The sequence below is a fragment of the Agriterribacter humi genome, from assembly GCF_009192765.1.
Classification (GTDB): Bacteria; Bacteroidota; Bacteroidia; order Chitinophagales; family Chitinophagaceae; genus Agriterribacter; species Agriterribacter humi.
Genome location: NZ_VOHQ01000008.1, coordinates 57,350 through 80,514, shown reverse-complemented (window position 1 = coordinate 80,514; position 23,165 = coordinate 57,350). Strand labels below are relative to the sequence as shown.

Sequence of the window (23,165 nt, the reverse complement as noted above, 5' to 3'; positions counted from 1 at the left end):
TTGTCGTAACATTTTGGTATAATGAACGACATATCCCCATAATCAGCTATTTATACTATTTTTGGCAACTTCATAAAAACAGAGTTACATGAGTTTAGGCTGGACCCTTTTTATTTTAGCAACGATTGGTTCTCTTATTGGTTTGTATGGCATGTTTAAAAAAGCTGGAATTGAGCCCTGGAAAGCATTGATTCCGTTCTACAACACCTGGTGCATGGTGGAAAAAATGCCTTTGAAAAGATATTGGTTTTTTTTGCAGTTCATACCCATTGTTGGACAGTTCATTACGATCTGGATATTTATCCGTTTTGTAGAGCATTTCGGCCGTTTTTCATTGCTGCATCACGCGGCAACTGTCTTTGTTCCTTTTGTATATTTACCTTACCTCGGATATTCGAAAAATGAAAGATATGCCGGTAATGCCGTGGTAAAGAATTATAAAAAATCCTCTGCGAGGGAATGGATTGACGCCGGTGTTTTTGCTGTGGTTGCAGCCACCATCATACGCACTTTTATTTTTGAAGCCTATGTTATTCCAACGGGCAGCATGGAAAAAACGCTGCTGGTAAATGACTTTTTGTTTGTAAGCAAGATGAGCTACGGTCCACGGCTTCCCAATACCCCGCTGGCCATTCCTTTTGTACATCATACCGCACCCATAACCGGCGGCAAATCTTATTTAGAATGGATTAAGCTTCCTTATAAACGTTTATGGACAACCCCGGTAAAGCGTAATGATGTGGTAGTATTCAATTACCCGGTTGGCGATACCGTAATAGGCGAGTACCAGTCGAACCTCAATTATTACGATGTGCTGAGAGACCAGTATGGAGGCAACCGCGAAGCCCTGCTTCAAAGAGATGATATAATAGTAAGACCTGTAGATAAAAGAGAAAATTTTATTAAACGCTGCGTAGGCATTCCGGGAGATACCCTGCAGCTAAAAGAGGGAATTTTGTATGTAAATGGCAAACCGGGATATGTGCCCGAAGCTTCCGCAACTTTTTATGGAGTGCAAACCAAAGGGCAATATTTTGATGAAGATGTATTAAAGGAGGATTTTCATGTAGAAACCGACCCTGAAAGGCAGCAACTGCTCGTAGGCAATGATATGAATTATATGATTGATCTTAGCGCTGAGGAAGCGGAACGGATGAAAAAACTGCCCTATGTACAAAGCATGACAAAAGATGTAAAACTATCTAATCCAAATGTGTTTCCCAATGATACAGCACATTACAAATGGAGTGAAGATTTTTACGGGCCAATATGGGTTCCCAAAAAAGGAGCTACCATTACGCTTACACCGGAAAATATTGCATTTTACAGGAGGATCATTGCTGTTTACGAACACAATACATTAGCAGAAAAAGACGGCCAATTCATCATCAACGGTAAGCCAACCAACCAATATACTTTTAACATGGATTATTTCTGGATGATGGGAGATAACCGCCACAACTCGCAGGACTCCAGGTTCTGGGGCTATGTACCCGAAGATCATGTGGTAGGAAAAGCATCTCTGATATGGTTCAGTTGGGATGGCGGCCCCAGGTGGAGCCGGTTGTTTAAGGCGATAAAATAGTAGTAAGTGACAGGTGATCAGTGCATGAACCTTTAACCTGAATCATCTAACCAAAAAACTCTTCAGTTGAAAAAAGAGCAGATTTCTTTTTCTTACGAAGTATTGAATGCTGTTGAGTTGCTGCCCGAAGCCGACCAGGAGCTATTTAAAAAAGCCAGGGAAGTAACCCAACTTGCTTATGCACCTTATTCCCGGTTCTTTGTAGGTGCTGCTGCTGTATTACAAAACGGAAAAACGATTACGGGAACCAACCAGGAAAATGCATCCTTCCCGGCGGGAATATGTGCCGAAAGGGTGCTATTGTCCGCAGCTGCTTCCTTATACCCAGGCATACCATTGCTTACTATCGCCATCAGCTATTTCAATAAAAACAATGGTAAAAGTGAACGTCCTCTGGCGCCATGTGGTATTTGCAGGCAAAGCCTGCTGGAATACGAACTGCGTCAGCAGCAACCCATCCGCTTATTATTGGGTGGAATGGAAGGGGAGATATTTGTTATTGACGATGCAAAAGTCCTGCTCCCTTTATATTTTTCAGGATCAGATATGACTTAACTTCTCACCACGCACTATCCACTATCCACTACTCACCTTATGGAGGAAAATAATAGCAATATGGCTTTTAAGGATAGATCATCGCTTCAATTTGACAGCAATATTGTATTAACAGAAGTGCCGTGTAAAGAATAAATGAGTTTCATTTAAACTATTAACACAAAAAAACCGCCTCCCGTAAGGAAGCGGTTGTAGCACAAAATTATCGCGATCATTTTTTCATTATTCTGAGTATATATAATATGGCATGGAGAGCGGCAAAAATGAGTGAAAAATAGAAAATAAAAATATCCGCCCCGCCTGTAACACTATGATGTATAAAAGCTATTACAATTAAGCTCACCGATAAAGACAACCCGCAATACCCCACGACTTTATTGCCCTGCTTTAGGGTTTGAGCTTGCCCGCCCGAAAGCTTGCTATGGTAAACACCATACCACAGGTAAATATCAAAACCTATGATCATCCATACAATTAAACGGATCCAGGTATCTAATGGAAGGAATGCCATCATAAAAAAGCAGGTAACAATACCTAAAATCGGCACAAGAGGAACCAGTGGCGTTTTAAATCCCCTTGGAGCATCCGGCATTTTTACACGCATTACCCATATTCCAATACATACCAATATAAATGCGAACAAAGTTCCAATGCTGGTCATTTCGCCTACTACCCTTGCAGGCACAAAAGCGGCGAACAAACTCACCAGCAGCATAAACATCAAATTGCTTTTGGCAGGCGTCTTAAATTTAGGATGCACATTGGAAAATACTTTAGGTAATAAGCCATCCTTGCTCATACTATAAAATACACGGCTTTGTCCCATTAACATAACCAATATAACAGAAGCATATCCACCCAGGATGGCTAATATGATAGCACGGTTCAGCCAGGGATAATCCGGGTGAATTAATCCTGTACTATCAGGTTTCCCCATGTGGTCAATAGCTACAGCTACAGGGGCAATACCATCCTGTCCTCTGAAAGAGGTATAACTGGTAACACCGGTCATTACATGGGCAAAAAGTATATACAATACGGTACAAATAGCCAGTGAACCCAAAATACCTATGGGCATATCCTTTTTGGGATTTTTCGCTTCCTGCGCTGCTGTACTCACAGCATCGAAACCAATGTATGCGAAAAACACCACTGCGGCCGCCCGTATTACCCCGCTAAAACCAAATTCGCCAAAATTGCCCGTATTGTCAGGAATATAAGGAACATAATTTTCTTTATTGATGTATTGCCAGCCTAAAACAATAAAAACCAGCACTACTCCAACTTTAAGCGCTACAATAGCAGTATTAACCCAGGCGCTTTCCTGTGTTCCTCTTATCAGCAGCAAGCTCACCAAAATCACTATCAGCACAGCCGGAAGGTTAATCAATCCCCCATCCCACGGTCCTGCGGTTAATGAAACAGGTAAAACAATATCAAATCCTTCTAAAAATTTAGCCAGATACCTGCTCCAGCTAATACTTACAGTTGCCGCGCCAACGGCATACTCCAATACAAGATCCCATCCTATAATCCAGGCGATAAACTCGCCCATGGTAGCATAACTATAGGTGTATGCACTACCGGCTACCGGTATCATTGATGCAAACTCTGCATAGCATAATCCCGCAAAAGCACAGCCCAATGCTGCTACAATAAATGAGATGGTAATAGCCGGACCAGCCTGGTTAGCTGCTGCAATACCTGTAATAGAAAATAAGCCGGCGCCTATAATAGCTCCAATACCTAATGCTACCAACGCCCATGGGCCCAATGTTCTTTTTAAGCTTTCCGGGCCTGTTTCCTGGGCTTCAGCAATTAATCCTGCAATGGGTTTCTTTACAAATAAGCTCATAGCATCAGTGGTATTTAAGTTAATTTTACAGGTATTTCAAAAATGAGATTGAAAAGTAGTGATTTCTCCCCAAACAAAGGGAAACTTAAACGATTTTATATCCGCCTGTTCAAAAAAAATGATTTCTTTTTCATTAACCGTAAACTTTCTGTTAGTTTTGAAATTTACACCCGTTTAGTATTATATGAATAAACGCAGTTCAGGATTATTGGCGCTATCCCTCTTCACCATTATTGCTGTTTTACATCTTATTCATTTGGAACACTGGGTAACAATTCCGGACAACGTATTATTTATCAGCAGGTGGCTTTTGATTGGAAGCCTTGTATTATATGCCTGGTTTAAAAAATCGCTTACTACCTGGATATTTGTTGCCATGGCTATCGGAGTGGAAATAGGCCTGGACTTTCCTGCCTTCTCACAGCATCTGCGTTTTCTAAGTACAATATTCTTGCGCCTTGTAAAAACCATTGTAGCGCCTTTATTGTTTTCTACGTTAGTGGTAGGCATTGCCAGCCATTCCAACCTCAAACAAGTGGGGCGAATGGGCTGGAAATCGCTCTTATACTTTGAGGTTGTTACAACATTCGCGTTAATTATCGGACTGCTGTTTATAAATATTACAAAAGCCGGTGTGGGCATACAGGTACCACCCGCTTTACTGAAAGAATTACCCGTTGCAATAGAAAAGACCTGGCAGGATCATATTGTAGACATTTTCCCTGAAAATATTATAAAATCTATTTACGAAGGCAATGTATTGCCTATTGTGGTATTTAGCGTGCTGTTTGGAATCGCCCTTGCCAAACTGGCCCCAAACCGAAAAAAACCTATGCTGGAATTTTCGGAAAGCCTGGCTGAAGCCATGTTTAAGTTTGTTAATATCATTATGTATTTTGCTCCTTTTGGCGTAGGAGCCGCTATTTCGGTAACCGTTGGGCATTTAGGCCTCGACATCCTGAAAAACCTGCTGCTGCTGCTGCTTACATTATATTTAGCACTATTCGCATTTTTGCTGTTTATACTTTTACCAATCTTATTATTCATAAAAATTCCCGTTAAAAAGTTTATCCAGGCCATAAAAGAACCCGTTTCCATTGCTTTTGCCACTACCAGCTCCGATTCGGCACTTCCAATAGCCATGGAAAACATGGAAAAATTTGGTGTACCACGAAAAATTGTATCCTTTGTTATACCCACAGGATATACTTTTAATTTAGATGGTACAACTTTATACCTCTCCCTGGCGTCGGTGTTCGTAGCCCAGGCGGCAGGGCTTCATTTATCTATCGGAGAACAACTAATAATTGGCTTTTCGCTAATGCTCACAAGCAAAGGAGTGGCGGCCGTGCCAAGAGCATCTTTGGTGATCCTCATTGCTACAGCTTCAACTTTTGGTTTTCCACTATGGCCCATTATGGCTATATATGGTATTGACGAGCTCATGGATATGGCACGCACCTCTGTAAACGTAATTGGAAATACATTGGCCAGTTGTGTGGTTGCACGATGGGAAGGTGAATTTGACGATAATAAAGCAATGGCATTTCAGCCGGATTAAAAGAAATTTAACCTTTTCTTTTAGCATTCCTTTAAGAAAGCTTACAAAAATCAGCAATTTATTTCGGCAGATACTGCAATTTTGCCACCGAAATGGAAAAACTTCAAAACACAAGTATGTTCAAAAGAATTATTGGTACGGCTATCTGCTTTATAGTGAGCTTTTCGGTATTTGCACAGGAAGAGGATATCAGGCTCCAGTTCCTCAATCAATATGAAGAAACCCTGAATAATATCACCATTACCAACGCTGGCAAAACAACAGATTATTTTGCCGATGAAAATGGCTTCTTTACCATTAAGGTAACGCCCTCCGACTCTGTAGTGATCAGTCATAGCGGTTACAGCAATATCGCTTCTTCCGCCACCGCTCTCAAAGAAAAAAAAACAATTACGCTTCATAAAGATTTTTCATGGAAGGATTTGATGAATCCTATGTTTTACATTATCAATGGGGGACTTTGGCTGTTATTGTTTATCGTGTTTGCAGAAACAGGTTTATTCGTAGGCTTTTTTCTTCCGGGCGACAGTTTGCTTTTTGTTGCAGGAATATACAGCAGCAGCCTGATGCATGAATTTTTTAAAACGTTTGGTGTTGGACATATCCGGAATGAATGGATAGACCTTTTGCTGATGACAGCGCTTATTTCCCTGGCAGGCGTTATCGGCAACATGGTGGGTTATTGGTTTGGAAGAAGAATAGGCCCTGCGATGTATAATTGGAAAGACCGCTTTCTTTTTAAAAGAAAATACCTCAATGACGCACATGATTTTTATGAAAAACACGGTGGTGGCGCCATCATATTTGCACGGTTTTTACCCATCATACGAACTTTTGCGCCTATTGTAGCGGGTATTGTTCAGATGGACCGAAAGAAATTCATGTTTTATAATATAGTGGGTTGTGTGGCATGGGTTGTTAGCATGATATTCGCAGGGCATTTTTTGCAGATATGGGTAAGAAAACAATTTGGTTTTGAGTTAAGAGATCATCTTGAAATGATCATTATTATTATTGTAGTGGTAACCACTTTACCTGTAGCCTGGAAACTACTATCCGGCAAAAAAACCAAAAAAACAACAGCATAAATACAACACCCCCATGACCCAACCAAAAAACGCTGTCTTTAATATTGCCGTAATAGTAGCGGCTTTGGGTTATTTTGTTGATATATACGATCTCCTTCTTTTTGGCATCATCCGGATAGAAAGCTTAAAGGACCTGGGGCTTAACGAAGCGGCCTTGTTAACCGATGGCGAAACAATTTTGCAATGGCAGATGTGGGGGCTGCTGCTTGGCGGTATTATATGGGGCGTAATGGGCGATAAAAAAGGAAGGATAAGTGTGCTGTTTGGGTCCATCATTTTATATTCCATAGCCAATATCGCTAACGGCTTTGTACAAACGGTAGACCAATACAAATGCATACGCTTTATTGCCGGTTTAGGATTAGCCGGAGAATTGGGTGCAGGTATTACCTTGGTATCGGAGCTCACTTCTAAAGAAAAAAGGGGCATTGCTACTTCAATGGTAGCAGGGCTTGGTTTAACGGGTGCTGTAGTCGCATTTTTTGTTAAGGAAAATTTTCACTGGCGAACCTGCTATTTTATTGGCGGTGGTTTAGGGCTTTTATTGCTTTTGCTGCGCATTTCTGTTTTTGAATCAGGTATGTTTCACGAAGTAAAAAAAATGAACGTAAAACGCGGCAATCTCCTCATGTTTTTCAGCAATGCAGAGCGGTTTAAGAAATATTTGATTGCAATACTGATAGGGCTTCCCACCTGGTTCGTTATTGGCGTGCTGGTCACTTTTTCGAGCGAGTTCGGAAAGCATATGGGAATTACCGAAAAAATTGACCCCGGGAAATCAATCATGTTTGCTTATGTTGCCATTTCATTAGGAGACATTATAATAGGATTTGTAAGTCAATGGTTCAAAAGCCGCAAAAAGGCGCTGTATGTTTTTTATGCCATTACAGCCTTTTTCATGATCCTTTATTTTACCATTCAATGGAATGGATCCGCATCCCAAATGTACTGGATATGTGCCGGACTTGGCTTTGGTACCGGTTTTTGGGCCATATTTGTAACTATGGGTGCAGAACAGTTTGGTACCAATATAAGGGCAACGGCGGCTACAACCATACCCAATATGATAAGGGGGATGCTGGCTATTTTTATTCTTCCATTGTTCCAGGGTTTGCGGAATGTTACGGATTTTTATACTGGCGGATGGATTTCGGCAATAATAATTATGGCAATTGGCACAGCAGCTATCATACTTACAAAAGAAACCTTTGGTAAAGATTTGAATTATGTGGAAGAGTAGCAATCAGCTATCAGCCGTCACATTGGGTTATAAATTACCGAAAGAGCTTGTTATCCTGACGAATGGACCAATCAATAAACCGACCAACTAACCACGCAGCATCCATGAAATTTCTCATCATTCGTTTTTCTTCCATCGGCGATATCGTATTAACTACCCCTGCTATCCGTTGTCTCAAACAACAAATTCCGGGCGCGGAGGTGCATTTCCTTACCAAAACAAAATTCAAAGCTGTTACAGTAGCCAATCCGTACATTGACAAGTTCCATTATTTTGATAAAGATATTAAACAAACGATAAGGGATATACGATGGGAGCGGTATGATTATATTATTGATCTTCATAAAAATTGGCGGACACTCCGTATATACCTCGAAACAGATATGAAAACGAAGTGGCTGAGCTACCGTAAGCTCAGTGCACAAAAATTCCTGTTAACCAAACTGGGCATCAATACGATGCCCGGCATTCATATATCGCAAAGAAGTCTTAATACATTGCTGCCGCTGGGTGTAAAAGATGATGGAAAGGGATTAGACTATTTCATACCCCAGGAAGAAGAAGTTGAAATAACCGAATTGCCTTTGTCGCATCAAATGGGTTATATCGCCATTGTTATAGGAGGTTCTTACTTTACAAAAAAGCTGCCGGTATATAAATTACAGGAGCTTTGCCTGCAAATACAACACCCTGTTGTACTGCTTGGCGGAAAAGAAGACAGCGAAGCGGGAACAGCCATTGCAAGCGTTGACCCGATAAAAATATATAATGCCTGTGGTAAGTTTTCACTGAATGAGTCGGCTGATATTGCGAGAAAGGCGAAGCTGGTTATTTCGCACGATACGGGTTTGCAGTACATTGCCTGCGCTTTTCAAAAACCGGTACTGGCCATTTGGGGAGGCACTTCACCGAAACTGGATGTGGAACCTTATTATGGAAGCGGGTTACTGCAAAAACACAGCAATTTTATTGTTCCTGACCTGCCATGTCAACCCTGCTCTAATTTTGGAACAAAAAATTGTCCCAAAAAACATTTTAAATGCATGCATTTGCAGGATATAGCTAAAATGGTTGAGAAAGTAAAGGAAAAAATCTGAAAGCAGTACTTATAAAATTATTTTTATTACCCCCAAATAATCCAGCAACAAGATACCGAAGAATGCAAGGATGAAAAACACCAATGCTATTTCCCCCCATCTTTTCTCACCCGACTTCATTGGAGATTTAAAAAGAATGCCGGCGGTTACCTGGATGAGCACACCCAAAGAAAAAACAGATAACCCCAGAAAAAGGAACTGGTCGAATGTAAATATTGCAACAAATAAGCCGGCAAGCATGAGCAAACTGCCGGTAACTTTCAAAGGTGAATTAAGATATTTTGTCATGGTCAAGGGATACAGGATGAAAAAACTGAATAGTCAAAATTATTCAATCCCTTCCATACAATCAATGGCACAACTACGTGATTTGCAGAAAATTATCATAAATCAACAGTCCAAAATCCTAAGTTGCATAAGCTCATACCGCTACTATAAACGGATGATGAGATATAAATCCATTATTTGGCATATTCACCCGTCCAGGCACCTTCCTTATTGAACAGGTTAACGCCGCTGTCCGAATCGGTGCAGGCAAACATACCCGTCCATTCATCATTCAAATCAAAACAATTGTACGTTTTATTGTCTGTTTGGACGAGGTAACCCGTCCACTTTCCTTTCAGATCAAAACACAACATCACCAATTGATCTCCCCACACATAATAACCTGTATGATTGCCTTCTTTATCGAACAAATAATACCCCACCCAGTTGCCATTCATCAATGGATTTAAACTTAATGATCTAAGGGGGTTCAGTATTTCGTTGTAGTGTGGATTAACCTTTGTATTCAGTTTTGGATTGATCAGTGCATTACTCGTTGGATTGATGGCAGCATTGGAATAAGGGTTCAGGTGCCAGTTAAACATCGGGTTAATCTTCAAATTTTTTTCAGGACTTATGCGTTCATTGGAAAACGGAGATAAGGTTTTATTAAGCTGGGGATTCCTGTTAAATGGAACCTGTGTATAAGCGGATAAGGATAGGGTAACGAATGTAAAAAGTAAAATCAGCTTCATACGCGTTGATTTAAGTTTGCCAGACACAGTAAGGATAAGGAATGATAACTAAAGGTTGCAAGAGGTATTGGAAAACTTAAATATAGCCAGAAATGCTATTTTAAAAAAATGCTATTACAGCGTGTACGTTTGAATTTTGCGTGCGAACCTTGCCTTCAGTTAAGAAAAGTCTCCCGTGTTTCATCTTTTAAAACAACATGCACGGGAGACTTCTCGGTATTAAAATCAGGTATGTTTATAATGTATTCAAAACATTATTCATATTTCGTACAGCATCGGCGGATTTGCTGAACAGCGCTTTTTCTTCCTCATTCAAGTTGAAATCAACAATTTTTTCCCAGCCGTTTTTGCCAATAATTACAGGAACGCCAAGGCAAATATCTTTTTGGCCATATTCTCCTTCAAGGTACACAGAACAGGGTATAAGCCGTTTTTCGTCCCTCACAACAGATTTAACCAGGTCGGCGCCTGCTGCGCCGGGGGCATACCATGCCGACGTGCCCAGCAATTTTGTGAGTGTTGCCCCGCCTACCATTGTATCTGCAGCAACTTTTTTTAGTGTTTCGGCATCGGCATATGCACTTACAGGTGTGCCCTGGTACGTAGCCAGCCGGGTTAGCGGAATCATGGTGGTGTCTCCGTGACCTCCAATTACAATACCGTGTAAATCGTTGGATGAAACAGACAAGGCCTGGCTCAGGTAGTATTTAAACCGCGCACTGTCCAATATGCCGCCCAAACCAATGATTTTGTTTTTTGGCAAACCGCTCGACGTTAGGGCGAGATAGGTCATCGTGTCCATAGGGTTGCTTATTATAATGAAAACGGCATCGGGTGAGTGCTGAAGAATATTTTGTGTAACTCCTTTTACGATCCCGGCATTGATGCCAATCAACTCCTCACGTGTCATTCCCGGTTTACGCGGAATACCGGAAGTGATCACCACCACATCGCTGCCTTTTGTTTTTGTATAATCATTGGTGCTTCCAATAATTTTTGTATCAAATTTTAACAGTGCAGCAGTCTGCATCATATCAGTCGTCTTGCCTTCAGCCAAACCTTCTTTAATATCCAGCAAAACCAGTTCCTCACAAAGAGCGGCACGGGCAATATTATCAGCACAGGTGGCGCCTACTGCTCCGGCACCTACAACGGTTACTTTCATTAGTCAATGTATTTAATAAATGAAGAATATTATTCGGCAAAATAAAGGTATTTGTACGAATGTTAGATTTGCGAAACTCAAAATATACAATGCAGAGAGATGGCGTTAAAGATATTCCATCATATCCTCCCATTTGGGCGTGCCTTCAAAAGTTTTAAGTAGTTTGTATTTTTTGTCGTAGATGGCCAGAAAAGGCAGGTAGTGTATTTTAAAATAGTTGGGAAAGAAAAACCTGGTATCGCGACCTACGGTAATGTTCTTAAATTTGGCCAGATCAAAGTCTTTATAAAACTGCACCATCTTATCAAAAGGCAGGGTTGTTATCATTACAACCTGGGAATTGGCAAGTTGTTTTATGTTCTTTTTTATCAGTTCAGTTTCATGTTTGCAATGATCGCAATCCGGACTAAACAACATGATAATGGTCTTCTTTTTTTTGGGCAAATCATTTTTGGTATACCATGTGGTACTGTCGGTGAGCAAAATCGAAAATTGTGGCAAAGGATACTGGGTATACAAAGGCTTGGTTTTGGACGTATCATTTTGCCCAATACTTAGTTTGCAGCAAAGGCACAGAAGAACCAGAAATGACCAGTATCGCATTTTGTTCAATTTTCATTAAAAATAGCAATGAAAATGTAAACCACAAGTTAAGGGAGAAGCTTGTTAAAAAAATGTCAGTTTAAACAGCATTTTAACGTTCTTGCCCAACAATATGTAGATTTGCATTAACGTTGTAGCAGCATACGCAAACGAAATCACAATGCAAAAGCTTTACACACTTTTAGTTATACTGGGTTTGGCTTCTTTTGTGCAGGCACAGAACAGCACCAGCCAGGCGAAAGCCGGCGATGTATTGTCGGTAAAGGAAACGCGGTATGATTTTGGAAAAATTCCACAGGGAAAACCGGTAACGCATATCTTTGAAGTAGTGAACACCGGGAAAGAACCTCTTCAAATTGAAAATGTTCAGGCATCCTGTGGTTGCACCACTCCTGAATGGAGCCACGACCGTATAGCTCCGGGAGCATCAAAGAAAATTACGGTAGGATATAATGCAGCCGTTAAAGGAGAATTTGAAAAAGCGATTACTGTTTTTTACAACTCAGGGAAAACAAAACTATTGTATATAAAGGGAGAAGTTTGGCAAACACCTGCCGACCCTGCTCCTGCTAACGCAAGTGTACAGTTATTAAAAAATATAAACCATTAAATATGAAGAAACTGTTATTTACCATGGCAGCATTTGCCATAACTTCCTGGGCCGTGGCACAGAAAACCGAAGGCAAACAAAAAGCAGAAGACCTGATCAGTTTTAAAGAAAAGAAACACGACTTTGGAAAGATCAAACAGGGTGTTCCTGTTACTTACGACTTTACTTTTCAAAACACCAGTGATAAACCCGTGGTGATAGAAAATGCATGGGCTTCCTGTGGCTGTACTACACCAACCAAACCTGAACAGCCGGTTGCCAAAGGAAAAAGCAATATTATTAAAGCAGGATTCAATGCTGCGGCTGCAGGTGAATTCGACAAAACGGTATATGTAAAGGTGCAGGGCATAGACATCCCCCTTGAATTAAGGATCACGGGAAATGTGCTGAGCGCCGAAGCATACGCCAAATATGAGTCTGAAAAGAAAAAAAACAAAGGCAGTAAATAATACGCTGCTTCATTAATAAAAATCCCCGTTGCAAATGCAACGGGGATTTTTATTGCCATATCGCCTGTAAAAACATCTGATTAACAATGCAGCAATAAACATTGCGAGCCAATCATCAGTCGGTATACGTGTAAACCGAATTTAATAATCTTAAAAAAAACAGTTATGAAAAAGACAGGATTGACCATACTGATGGCTGCACTGATCTGCACCGTTTCCTTTGCCAATGACTCCCACAATGCAGATAAACAAAAAGCAACCTTTATGGCAAAACAGGATTTCCAGTCCGATTTTCCCAACATCAAAACGGTACAATGGCGCAGGGACCAGCAATACAGCGAAGCCATATTTACAAAGGATGGCACCCTTATGCATGCTTTTTACGACTGGGACGGCCAACTCGCAGGCACTACTCATGACGTTAGGTATAGCGATTTGCCTGAATCGGCACGCAAAACAATTGCAAAACAGTATAAAGACTATACTATCGAAAGAACAATTGTTTACAATGATCGGGAAGAAAACCTGAATGACTTATTTCCACTGGTACCTTACGAAAGCAATATCAATTATTTTGTATCATTAAAAAGGAATGACCAGCGCGAGCCACTAATCCTCCAGGTAAAGCCAGACGGAGAAGTATCTTTTTTTGAAATGATGAAATAAGATGCACTATGCGGATACGCTTAAAAAGCAGCGTTCAAAACCAGGCCAGGTATATATGTCCTGGTTTTTCATTTTATCAGAATACCGGAAATACAAAAGGGACTATAAAAACAATATCCTTCGTTTTTGCTACTCAATCTTTAATCTTAGCAAATCCGGCAAGCAATGTAACGCCCAATCCCAGAAAGGCAATAAGGGCAAATGACCATCTCAAACTAAATGCCTCGGCTATCAATCCAATAGCTGGGGGACCAAACAAAAATCCCAGGTAGCCAATGGTGGAAACGGCGGCAAGTGCAACGCCAGCAGCTACTTTGCCCGATTTCCCGGCCGTACTGTATACCAGGGGAACAACAGAAGATACGCCCAGGCCTGTTATCAGAAAACCGATGGTAGCAGGCACTATATATGGTAACACAACAGCAAGCATTAATCCGCCCGCAATAAGCAAACCACTCATTCTTATCATATTTTTCTTACCTATTTTAACAGACATCCAGTCGCCGGCAAACCGACCACACGCCATAGTAGTCATAAATGCTACGTAACCCAAAGTTGTAAGCGATTTAGGAACCTGCACCTCCTTAACGAAGTAAATGCCGCTCCAGTCGAACATGGTGCCTTCGCATACCATGCAACAAAAAGCGATGAGTCCTAATTTTAACAGTGCACTGTCCGGTTTTGCAAAAACCGGTGTCTTGCTGTCTGAATGAATATCTTTTGCGAGTAAATATTTATACGCCACCATAACGAGGCAGCATACCAGCATAGTAATGATGCAAAAATGCAGAAAAGGAGAAATAGATGAGGAAAGCATGAGCGTTCCAACAGCGGCGCCGCTAAAACCAGCTACACTCCATACTCCGTGAAAAGAGGCCATGATAGATCTGCCATATAACGCTTCTACGCTTACACCCTGTGTATTCATAGAAATATTGAGCAAGTTTCCGGCAAAGCCAAAAAGAAACAGGATAATCACCAGTTGCCACACCAATGCAACAATTCCTAAAAAAGGCAGTAAAATGGCATACAACAAGCCAGCAATAATAGCTGTATGCCTGCTTCCATAACGCGCCACCACAAAGCCCGATACCGGCAGGCTAACCATCAGGCCGACGGGGAGGGACAGCAGCACCATTCCCAGGCCCGCCTCGTTTAAGTTCAATTTTTGCTGAATATCAGGTATGCGTGAAGCCCAGCTTGCAAAACAAAAACCAGCCAAAAAAAAGAAAGCGCTAACGGCAATTCGGGCAGCCCTTGCCGGTGATTGTATAGCCATAGATGACAGCATAATGATACAACTAAGTTAGGTGAAAGCGAAAATCAAACTATTTATTGATCATTAATTTTATCGTTAGCCAGTATGGAATTCAGTCGATATTTAATACCCATTTGAATATTTTCACAGCTCAATATTTTTCTTTATCTTAACTGTCAAACACCGGACAATGAAAAGCGCTAACCTGCTTACTGCGGCATTGCTTTGCCTAACCTTTAATGGCTTCACACAAACCACACACACGCCCGTGGCATCTTATTATTCTTCTTCGGGCGCTTACAGTAAAAATTTTACGGATGCATTTTCCCTTTCTTCCAATATTGCAGCACTATCGGCACTAACCAACTTTAGCGCCGGTGTATATGGAGAAAGAAAATTTATGCTGGACGAAACAAGCCTGTACACAGCTGCTATTGCCATCCCCACATCTTCCGGCAATTTCGCCCTGCAGGCAGATTATTTCGGCTATGATGCATACAATGAATCACAGGTTGGTATTGCCTATGCCATACCGCTGAGCAACAAAGCGGGAATAGGGGCCAAATTCAATTATTATAGTCTGCGCATTCCTTCATACCTGAAGGCTTCCGCAATAAATTTTGAATTAGGAACAATCATACATATCAGCGACCAGTTGCATACCGGTGTATCCATATACAACCCTTTAAGCAGCCCGCTGGGAAAAAACACCGGTGAAAAAATCGCTTCTGTATATAAAGTTGGACTAGGGTATGAGATATCCGCTTCCTTTTTTACACAACTGGAAGTAATAAAAGAAAAAGACAAAGACGTAAATGTGCATGCAGGATTGCAGTACAGGCCAATAAAACAATTGTTTGCACGGGCAGGTATATTTACAGGTACTTCCACCTGCTATTTTGGAATAGGTTATTTATACAGGCAACTGCGTATGGACTTCTCCGTTGGTTTCCATCAGCAATTGGGCACATCCCCGGGGCTGTTATTGTTGTACCAGCTTAACAAAAAAACAAAGGGATGAACCGGTATACTGCCATAATGTGTTTGCTTTTTCCTTTGTGTTTACAGGCACAGGACGAGCCCACGGCGGAAACAGAACAACAACTGGAAAATATAACTGAAGGGCTTGAAGATGCTGAAACCACGGATGACAGCTGGTGGCAACACCTCGAATACCGGAAAAAAGACCCGCTCAATCTTAATACCGCTACGGCATCAGATCTTACAGAATTGCAATTGCTATCTGCTTTGCAGATGAATAATTTCATGAATTACAGAAATATATTGGGCAGGCTGATCAGCACCTATGAATTACAATCGGTACCGGGCTGGGATATACCACTCATTCAAAAACTATTGCCTTATATTACTGTTGCAGAACCTGCTTTTACAAAAGAGAAACTATTGAAACGGATTAACAAGGGAAACCACTACCTGGTGATGCGGTACTCACGTGTTATGGAAAAAGCAAAAGGATACCTCGTAAAAGACAGTTCACGCAGCTCTTATTCAGGCAATCCGGTGAGACTGATGTTTCGCTACAAATACCAGTACAAAAATCTTTTGCAATACGGTTTAACCATTTCAAAAGACGCAGGAGAGCCTATACTTAAAAAAGCGGATGGTTTTGACTTTTATTCCTTTCATTTTTTTGTAAGAAATATAGGGGTGGTTAAAGCTTTGGCATTGGGCGACTATACAATAAATATGGGACAGGGGCTTATTCACTGGCAGGGCCTGGCTTTTGGAAAAGGCGCTACTGTAGTGAACACAAAGAAACAAGCTCCGGCCGTACGTCCATACAACTCATCAGGCGCTTTCTATTTTCACCGGGGCGCCGCTATCACGGTTGAAAAAAACAAGTGGCAGGGAACTGCTTTTATTTCGCTGAGAAAACTGGATGCCAGAATAAATCCGGATCCGGCAAACGGTGAAGATTTTATATCATCCATTCATACTTCCGGATACCACCGTACACAAAGCGAAAGAAGAGACCGGCAAAGCCTGCGTCAATTGGCCTATGGAGCGAGCCTCGTGCACAGGCAGCGCCATTGGAATGTGGGCTTAAACATGCTGCGATATCATTTCAGCAAAAAGATTCAAAAAGAAGATGATCCGTATAACTTATACGCGTTAAAAGGAAAGGATAACGGCAATTACAGTATAGACTATGGCTTTACGCTAAGAAACATGCATGCTTTCGGAGAATTTGCTGTAGATAACCAATTTAATAAAGCAACAATAAATGGCATATTGATCAGTGTTCATCCCAAAGCAGATATTTCCCTGCTCCACCGAAGCATTTCAAAATCCTACCAGGCCTTTTATGGTAATGCATTTACAGTAAACACATCGGTTTCAAATGAACAGGGTTTGTTTGCCGGACTTTCTTTAAAGCCTGCCCCTGCATGGAATATTAATTTGTATGCTGATGTTTATCGGTTTCCCTGGTTGAAATACCGTACAGATGCGCCATCTTATGGCAGGGATTATTTCGTTCAGATTGGCTGCAAGCCTTCCAAACAAACTGAAATGTATACGCGCTACAGGAGTCGTCAAAAAGCGATCAATCAAACAATGGAAACCAACGCCATGAATGAAGTAATTACCTTTTTTAACCGTTCATGGCGTACGCAGATCAATCACCAGGTAAACAAAACATTTTCCATAAGACAGCGGTTTGAATTATTGTGGTACAATCCTGAGAAAGAAAATCCTGAAAAAGGTTTCCTGGCCTTTTTTGATGTTTTTTATAAGCCGCCTCAAAGCAGCCTCAGTGTTAATATGCGCCTGCAATATTTTGAAAGTGACAGTTACAATTCCAGGTTATATGCCTATGAAAATGACGTGCTTTACTATTATGCCGTTCCTGTGTTTTACAACAAAGGATCAAGATATTATATCAACGCCAGGTATAAACTAAACAAATACATGAGCGTGTGGCTTAAATGGGGGCAACTGATTTATAGCAATAAAGATTCCGTTGGCAGTGGGTTGGATGAAATTAATGGGAACAAAAAATCGGAGATAAGAGTGCTGCTGTATGCAACGTTTTAAAATGCGCTGAAGGAAGCGGCAGTGCTTTACGCGCAAAGCTCCTTACTGGAGACCACAATTTGGGACTTTCAATTTTAAGAACGATTACATGTTTACAAACCAGAGTTTCACCAGTCCGGGGAAAACTGCAATCCCGGTTTTTGAAGCGTCGAGCTATCCCTCTGGCTGATCCAGTGACCCGGTCTTAAACGAGCTTAAAAGGATTGATCGCGTGGATTTTAGGTTCCGCGCCAGGGACAGTGAATACCTTTTCAATATGCACCTGCGTGATTTCAATTATTTGGAAAAAGACCGGAAAAAGCGCCCTCCTCAAAGGAAAGTGACTAAATACTCATCGCTTCCTGGATCAATGATGCCATCTGGGCGGTGAATTTTAAAAATTAGGTTTTTGATCAAACTAAAAATATCTTTAGTTCAAATTCTTCATTTAAATGGAACAGCTGCTTGTCAAAGACATAAAACAGGGCTCTTTGGATGCTTTTAAATTTGTATTTTCTTTTTACCAATCGAAACTGCATAATTTTATATATACGAAAACAGGCTCTGCATATTATGCCAAAGAGGTAACCCAGTTAACTTTCATTAAGTTATGGGAATACCGCGAAAGTTTAAGTGAAGAGTGGCAGCTTTCCACGCAGATATTTCGCATGGCTAAAACAACGCTTATTGATGTGTTGCGAAAAACGGAAAGTGAAAGGTTAAAATTGGAAGGACTCTCTAAAAGCGGGCTGGAAGAGGTTGCCGATGGCCTCCCAATGGAAATGCACGATGTTAATATAATACTGCAAATTATCACAGAAAAAATGCCACCCATGCGCAAAAAAATTTTCAGTTTAAGAGTAGAACAAAGGTTGAGTTATAAGGAAATTTCTTCCTTACTGTCTATATCTATAAAAACAGTTAACAAGCATATGGAACTTGCTTTACCAAAAGCAAGAGCAAGGCTTAAATCACTTCGCTAAGTGCTGACCACCATTATATATAATACTTAATCGGTTTAAACGTGATTGAAAAATTAATAAAAAAATATTTTGATAAAGCCTCTTCCCCGGAAGAAAAAAAAGATATTTATGAATCTTTGGTAAATAACCCGTCTGAGTATACGCACTATTTTGCTGAAGAAGAATGGAAAGCGTTTGTTGGTAGTAATGAAAATGGGAGTGAACATGAATCTGAATTTTTGAACAGGAAATACAAAGCAGCAAAGGCTAAAGATATTATTTTTTATAAGAGGATGGGGTATGCCGCGGCCTCTGTCATCGTATTGTTTTTATCGTTTTGGATGACTGAAATGTATTTTTTAAACAAGCAACCGCAAATTTCTGCCCAAAAATTCACCGGATCTCCCGATTTGATCATTCGGTTCAATGATTCCCCGGTTGCAGAAAAAATAGTACTGTCAGACAGTTCGGTTGTTGAGTTATCTGCAGGCGGTAAAATAAGTTATCCGAGAAATTTTGAACCTGGCAGACGCACTATCCAATTGGAGGGAACTGCTATATTTAAAATTTCTAAGGATTCAAAACGGCCTTTCACCGTCTTTTGCAAAGAAGTTGCTACTACTGCATTAGGTACAAAATTTAGAGTAAGCAATACTAAGTCTGGGAATGTACTGGTAGAGCTAATGGAAGGTAAAGTACTGGTGCGTCGATCTGCAAAGGAAGAGAATGACAAGAATGAACAATATTACCTTGTCGCCGGTGACGTCATAAGTTTTAATCGTTCTAATAATATATTCACTAAAATATATAGTACGATTGCTAAGGATGAGAATAAAGCACCTTCAATAGCTGCAGGTAATCGGGAAACAGCAACCCGACCCGAAAATGTAGCAATCCTTTCTGAACGTCGTATCGAAACAGAGTCAAGTATACAATTTAATGGGGAAATGCTCCCCAAAGTTCTGGACTATATGTCTGCTGCTTATAAAGTGAAAATAATATATCCTACCAAATATATTTCACGTATTCGCTTTGTAGGAACTGTGCATAAAAATGAGAGCATTCATCAAATATTGCAAAACATTGCCATTATGAACGAACTGCAATTGAAGCAGGATACTGCTAATAATATTTTTATCGTTCAAATTCCATCCAGATAAGCCGTACTTAATTAGATGTTTAAAATCAGGGTGAGTAAACCCCATAGATAATATCTCCAACTTGAAAAAGTCTCTCTCGAATTCCCCTGCACTAAAAGATTAAAATAAAATTGGAATGCTTTAGGGAATACCGATTGCCACTTTCGTATAAGGTAAGAGCAACGATATATCTCATTTATTTCAATTTTAACCAACTCAAAACTTATGAGTAAAAACTTAAAAAGACCGGTTTTTTACTTCCTGATGTGCATATGTTGTGCCATTAACCTGGCGGCACAGGAAAGAGTACCTTCTGTTACCGGATTGGTCCGGAACGCTTCGGGCATACCGCTCCCTTTCGTAACAATAAACGCACTAGCCAACGACAAAATTTTACATCAAACTATCTCCGACACTTTAGGAAAGTTTAAGTTTGATCGACTTCCAGCAGGGAATCTGACCGTTGAAGTTTCTTCGGTGGGATATACCTCTCAAACACTTACCGGGTATAAAATCGTGGATGGCCAAACCATCTCAATGCTGGTGGATATGCAGCCGGCCCCTGGTAGTTTAGACGAGGTAGTGGTAGTAGGTTACGGCAATCAGAAGAAAGTAAATCTTACCGGTTCCATTTCAACGGTTGCAGGTGCGGATCTGGCGAAAAAACCGGTGGGACAAACATCTACAGCATTACAGGGCATTGTGCCTGGCCTTACTGTTACACAACGTTCTGGTCAGCCAGGTTTTGATGGCAGCGTCATACGCATAAGGGGTATTGGCACCCTTGGTGACGCTAACCCTTTAATAATATTGGATGGTGTAGAATCTGACATCAACAATATTGAACCTAACGATATTGAAAGTATCACTGTATTAAAGGATGCCTCTTCAGCAGCCATATACGGTGCAAGGGCCGCAAATGGCGTGATCCTGATCACTACCAAGCGAGGTAATAAAAGAGGGGTGGCGGTGAGCTATAATTCCTATGTTGGCGTTCAATCCCCTACCGGTTTGCCTGACATTGTGAATGCTATGGATCATATGCTCCTGACAAACGAGGCCAGTACGAATGTAGACAACTCGCCTATATTTTCGCAACAGGTGATAGATGATTACAAAGCAAACGCTGCCGGCAATTCCGATAAATATCCTGATACAGACTGGCAGGATCTTACACTAAAGAAAAATGCGATGATGCAAAGTCATTATTTAGGCATCAATGCAGGCGGTGAAAGAGTGAAAATGATGGGTTCATTTAGTTACCTGGACCAGGACGGAATTGTACCGAATGTTAATTTTAAAAGATACAACGTGCGCTTCAACACGGATATACAATTGAACAGACAGTTTAGTGGAACATTAGATCTTTCATTGCGTCGTACAGATATCAAGCAACCACCTTCAGGCACTCCCTATATATTCCAGTTCCTGCGTTCGAACAATGCTACCAACCAGGCGATCTTATCCAATGGTTTGTATGGTGAGGGTAATAATGGTGAAAATCCGTTGGCACGTGCAGCAATTGGAGGGTTGTATCATGAGCAAAACCTTATGGCACTTTTAAATCTTAGTGTAAAATACAAACCGGTAAACTTTTTTTGGGCCGAGGTAAACTATGCTCCCCGTTATAGTGATCCACGCGTGAAAACTTTTTCCCACATTATTCAGATGTACAAATCGGATTTTTCGAAAGGCCTGGCCATACCGGGTATCAATTCATTAAACGAACAATTTTCCCGTAGCTGGTACAATAACCTGCGTGCTACCGTCAATTTTGATAAAGAAGTGGCACCCAATCACAGGCTAACGATACTTGCCGGTGTGCAACAGGAAGACCAGGTGGATAGTTATATTTCAGCCTACCGCCAGGTATTTACCTTCCCGGATTACCAGGTGATTAATTCAGGAAATCAGTTAAACCAGTCTAACGCAGGTTCAGCGACGTCTTGGGCTCTGCGTTCGGGCTTTGGTCGCCTTAATTATAACTACAAAGAAAAATACCTGTTTGAAGCAAATGCCCGTTATGATGGCTCATCGAGGTTTGCAGCCGGAAATAAATATGCCTTCTTTCCCTCTGTATCTGCGGGTTGGAGAATAAGTAAAGAAGCGTTTATGGATAACCCGTCTTCTGCAATAAAAGAGTTGAAACTTCGTGGTTCCTGGGGCCAATTGGGCAACCAGAACATAGGCTTGTATCCTTATGTATCGTCGGTAAGCGTTGGCAGCAGCAATTATCCTTTTGACAAGACAGTTTTTGGTGGCGCTGCAATTAGCAATATGGCCAATAAAGATATTCAATGGGAAACTTCGACTGTTAGTAATATCGGTCTGGATCTTAACCTCTGGTCCAAATTAACGGTCACAGCAGATTATTACTACCGCAAAACAACAGGCATCTTATTGCAATTGCCTGTCCCTGGTATGCTGGGCCTATCTGCTCCTTATCAAAATGCGGGCGTAGTGGAAAACAGGGGATGGGATGTATCTGTAAATTATCGAAACCGCGCGGGCGCCTTTACTTACGGATTTACCCTGGCATTGTCTGATGTTAAAAACAAAATATTAGATATGAGGGATAGCAAAACTACCGGGCTTTTGGTAAATTTTGAAGGGAGTCCTATTGGAGCTATTTATGGTTACGAAGCAATTGGCTATTTTACAGATGCTTCCGATGTATCAAAGAACGCTACTCAATTTGGAAAAGTTGCTGCAGGCGATATTAAATACAAAGATTTGAATGGTGACGAGGTCATCAACAATTCCGATCAAAAAATAATCGGTTCCACTATTCCCCGCTATAGCTATAGCACCAATGTTGATCTGGGGTATAAAGGGTTCGACTTTTCGTTGTTCTTACAAGGGGTAGGCAAAGCTGATGGTTATATGGGTGGGCGTGGCATCATGCCTTTCTGGCAAGGAGGTACCGCGCTTGAAATCCACAAAGATCGCTGGACTACTTCGAATCCGAATGCCACGTTTCCACGCCTGGCCTACAGTGAAATCAATAACATCCAAAACTCTTCTTTCTGGGTAAAAAATGCTGCCTACATGCGCGTGAAAAACATCCAGCTGGGCTATACTTTCAATAATATTGCCCTTAAGAAAATACAGCAATTGCGACTGTATGTAAGCGCGCAAAACCTCATCACCTTGGATAAATACTGGGATGGTTATGACGTAGAAGCGCCTGTAACAACTGAATATGGATCCGCTGGCTGGTATCCGCAAATGAAAGTGATTAGCGCAGGTTTAAATATTAATTTCTAACCCCTCA

The 23,165-nt window shown here is 41.1% G+C and carries 19 protein-coding genes and 1 pseudogene; 14 read left to right on the top strand and 6 right to left on the bottom strand.

Annotated features, from left to right (window positions below; genetic code table 11):
- Window positions 1-88 precede the first annotated feature (88 nt).
- Window positions 89-1,585, top strand: a complete 1,497-nt coding sequence (locus FRX45_RS14455; protein WP_152269155.1) for a S26 family signal peptidase — start codon at window positions 89-91, stop codon at window positions 1,583-1,585.
- Between the two features lie 63 nt (window positions 1,586-1,648).
- Window positions 1,649-2,140, top strand: a pseudogene (locus FRX45_RS14450) (cytidine deaminase); the annotation flags it as partial.
- Between the two features lie 211 nt (window positions 2,141-2,351).
- Here the strand turns inward: FRX45_RS14450 and FRX45_RS14445 are convergent.
- Complete coding sequence (locus tag FRX45_RS14445) at window positions 2,352-3,995, bottom strand: amino acid permease (protein ID WP_152269153.1); 1,644 nt, start codon at window positions 3,993-3,995, stop codon at window positions 2,352-2,354.
- A 184-nt stretch (window positions 3,996-4,179) separates the two neighbouring features.
- Here FRX45_RS14445 and FRX45_RS14440 point away from each other — a divergent pair, with 184 nt between their 5' ends.
- From FRX45_RS14440 to FRX45_RS14425, 4 genes are all read left to right on the top strand, one after another.
- The gene (locus tag FRX45_RS14440) at window positions 4,180-5,556 is read left to right on the top strand and encodes a dicarboxylate/amino acid:cation symporter (RefSeq protein WP_152269152.1); all 1,377 of its coding nucleotides are present in this window, start codon (window positions 4,180-4,182) and stop codon (window positions 5,554-5,556) included.
- 116 nt (window positions 5,557-5,672) lie between these two features.
- Window positions 5,673-6,644: a DedA family protein gene (locus FRX45_RS14435; RefSeq protein WP_152269151.1), complete on the top strand. Its 972-nt coding sequence runs from the start codon at window positions 5,673-5,675 to the stop codon at window positions 6,642-6,644.
- A 13-nt stretch (window positions 6,645-6,657) separates the two neighbouring features.
- Window positions 6,658-7,884, top strand: a complete 1,227-nt coding sequence (locus tag FRX45_RS14430; protein WP_152269150.1) for an MFS transporter — start codon at window positions 6,658-6,660, stop codon at window positions 7,882-7,884.
- 104 nt (window positions 7,885-7,988) lie between these two features.
- Window positions 7,989-8,981, top strand: a complete 993-nt coding sequence (locus FRX45_RS14425; RefSeq protein WP_152269149.1) for a glycosyltransferase family 9 protein — start codon at window positions 7,989-7,991, stop codon at window positions 8,979-8,981.
- 9 nt (window positions 8,982-8,990) lie between these two features.
- On the opposite strand, the gene FRX45_RS14420 is transcribed toward FRX45_RS14425, so the two are convergent.
- The 4 genes from FRX45_RS14420 to FRX45_RS14405 form a co-directional block, all read right to left on the bottom strand.
- A complete protein-coding gene (locus tag FRX45_RS14420; RefSeq protein WP_152269148.1) occupies window positions 8,991-9,269 on the bottom strand; it encodes a hypothetical protein in 279 nt (92 codons plus the stop codon).
- A 173-nt stretch (window positions 9,270-9,442) separates the two neighbouring features.
- Entirely contained in the window at window positions 9,443-10,003 is a 561-nt protein-coding gene (locus FRX45_RS14415; protein WP_152269147.1) for a hypothetical protein, read from the bottom strand.
- A gap of 235 nt (window positions 10,004-10,238) precedes the next feature.
- Window positions 10,239-11,168, bottom strand: a complete 930-nt coding sequence (locus tag FRX45_RS14410; RefSeq protein ID WP_152269146.1) for a malate dehydrogenase — start codon at window positions 11,166-11,168, stop codon at window positions 10,239-10,241.
- A 105-nt stretch (window positions 11,169-11,273) separates the two neighbouring features.
- The gene (locus tag FRX45_RS14405; RefSeq protein WP_193311706.1) at window positions 11,274-11,687 is read right to left on the bottom strand and encodes a TlpA family protein disulfide reductase; all 414 of its coding nucleotides are present in this window, start codon (window positions 11,685-11,687) and stop codon (window positions 11,274-11,276) included.
- Between the two features lie 244 nt (window positions 11,688-11,931).
- On the opposite strand from FRX45_RS14405, the gene FRX45_RS14400 reads away from it, so the two are divergent.
- The 3 genes from FRX45_RS14400 (at window position 11,932) to FRX45_RS14390 (ending at window position 13,496) form a co-directional block, all read left to right on the top strand.
- On the top strand, window positions 11,932-12,381 hold the full coding sequence (locus FRX45_RS14400) for a DUF1573 domain-containing protein (RefSeq protein WP_152269144.1): 450 nt from the start codon (window positions 11,932-11,934) through the stop codon (window positions 12,379-12,381).
- A 2-nt stretch (window positions 12,382-12,383) separates the two neighbouring features.
- Complete coding sequence (locus FRX45_RS14395; RefSeq protein ID WP_152269143.1) at window positions 12,384-12,830, top strand: DUF1573 domain-containing protein; 447 nt, start codon at window positions 12,384-12,386, stop codon at window positions 12,828-12,830.
- A gap of 165 nt (window positions 12,831-12,995) precedes the next feature.
- Window positions 12,996-13,496, top strand: coding sequence for a hypothetical protein (locus tag FRX45_RS14390; protein WP_152269142.1), 501 nt, complete (start codon window positions 12,996-12,998; stop codon window positions 13,494-13,496).
- A 133-nt stretch (window positions 13,497-13,629) separates the two neighbouring features.
- Here the strand turns inward: FRX45_RS14390 and FRX45_RS14385 are convergent, their stop codons facing one another.
- Entirely contained in the window at window positions 13,630-14,775 is a 1,146-nt protein-coding gene (locus FRX45_RS14385; RefSeq protein ID WP_226805394.1) for an MFS transporter, read from the bottom strand.
- Between the two features lie 169 nt (window positions 14,776-14,944).
- On the opposite strand from FRX45_RS14385, the gene FRX45_RS14380 reads away from it, so the two are divergent.
- The 5 genes from FRX45_RS14380 to FRX45_RS14360 all read left to right on the top strand — a co-directional run bounded on the left by FRX45_RS14380 (window position 14,945) and on the right by FRX45_RS14360 (window position 23,158).
- Window positions 14,945-15,775: a hypothetical protein gene (locus FRX45_RS14380; RefSeq protein WP_152269140.1), complete on the top strand. Its 831-nt coding sequence runs from the start codon at window positions 14,945-14,947 to the stop codon at window positions 15,773-15,775.
- Entirely contained in the window at window positions 15,772-17,811 is a 2,040-nt protein-coding gene (locus tag FRX45_RS14375) for a ComEA family DNA-binding protein (protein WP_152269139.1), read from the top strand. The genes FRX45_RS14380 and FRX45_RS14375 overlap by 4 nt, the downstream gene beginning before the upstream one ends.
- A gap of 431 nt (window positions 17,812-18,242) precedes the next feature.
- A complete protein-coding gene (locus FRX45_RS14370; RefSeq protein WP_152269138.1) occupies window positions 18,243-18,773 on the top strand; it encodes a sigma-70 family RNA polymerase sigma factor in 531 nt (176 codons plus the stop codon).
- 41 nt (window positions 18,774-18,814) lie between these two features.
- On the top strand, window positions 18,815-19,912 hold the full coding sequence (locus FRX45_RS14365; RefSeq protein ID WP_152269137.1) for a FecR family protein: 1,098 nt from the start codon (window positions 18,815-18,817) through the stop codon (window positions 19,910-19,912).
- A 204-nt stretch (window positions 19,913-20,116) separates the two neighbouring features.
- A complete protein-coding gene (locus tag FRX45_RS14360; protein WP_152269136.1) occupies window positions 20,117-23,158 on the top strand; it encodes a SusC/RagA family TonB-linked outer membrane protein in 3,042 nt (1,013 codons plus the stop codon).
- Window positions 23,159-23,165 lie beyond the last annotated feature (7 nt).

Coding starts and splice junctions, on each gene's coding strand:
- FRX45_RS14455 (WP_152269155.1), top strand. CDS start 89: ATGAGTTTAGGCTGGACCCTTTTTATTTTAGCAACGATTGGTTCTCTT.
- FRX45_RS14445 (WP_152269153.1), bottom strand. CDS start 3,995: ATGAGCTTATTTGTAAAGAAACCCATTGCAGGATTAATTGCTGAAGCC.
- FRX45_RS14440 (WP_152269152.1), top strand. CDS start 4,180: ATGAATAAACGCAGTTCAGGATTATTGGCGCTATCCCTCTTCACCATT.
- FRX45_RS14435 (WP_152269151.1), top strand. CDS start 5,673: ATGTTCAAAAGAATTATTGGTACGGCTATCTGCTTTATAGTGAGCTTT.
- FRX45_RS14430 (WP_152269150.1), top strand. CDS start 6,658: ATGACCCAACCAAAAAACGCTGTCTTTAATATTGCCGTAATAGTAGCG.
- FRX45_RS14425 (WP_152269149.1), top strand. CDS start 7,989: ATGAAATTTCTCATCATTCGTTTTTCTTCCATCGGCGATATCGTATTA.
- FRX45_RS14420 (WP_152269148.1), bottom strand. CDS start 9,269: ATGACAAAATATCTTAATTCACCTTTGAAAGTTACCGGCAGTTTGCTC.
- FRX45_RS14415 (WP_152269147.1), bottom strand. CDS start 10,003: ATGAAGCTGATTTTACTTTTTACATTCGTTACCCTATCCTTATCCGCT.
- FRX45_RS14410 (WP_152269146.1), bottom strand. CDS start 11,168: ATGAAAGTAACCGTTGTAGGTGCCGGAGCAGTAGGCGCCACCTGTGCT.
- FRX45_RS14400 (WP_152269144.1), top strand. CDS start 11,932: ATGCAAAAGCTTTACACACTTTTAGTTATACTGGGTTTGGCTTCTTTT.
- FRX45_RS14395 (WP_152269143.1), top strand. CDS start 12,384: ATGAAGAAACTGTTATTTACCATGGCAGCATTTGCCATAACTTCCTGG.
- FRX45_RS14390 (WP_152269142.1), top strand. CDS start 12,996: ATGAAAAAGACAGGATTGACCATACTGATGGCTGCACTGATCTGCACC.
- FRX45_RS14385 (WP_226805394.1), bottom strand. CDS start 14,775: ATGGCTATACAATCACCGGCAAGGGCTGCCCGAATTGCCGTTAGCGCT.
- FRX45_RS14380 (WP_152269140.1), top strand. CDS start 14,945: ATGAAAAGCGCTAACCTGCTTACTGCGGCATTGCTTTGCCTAACCTTT.
- FRX45_RS14375 (WP_152269139.1), top strand. CDS start 15,772: ATGAACCGGTATACTGCCATAATGTGTTTGCTTTTTCCTTTGTGTTTA.
- FRX45_RS14370 (WP_152269138.1), top strand. CDS start 18,243: ATGGAACAGCTGCTTGTCAAAGACATAAAACAGGGCTCTTTGGATGCT.
- FRX45_RS14360 (WP_152269136.1), top strand. CDS start 20,117: ATGAGTAAAAACTTAAAAAGACCGGTTTTTTACTTCCTGATGTGCATA.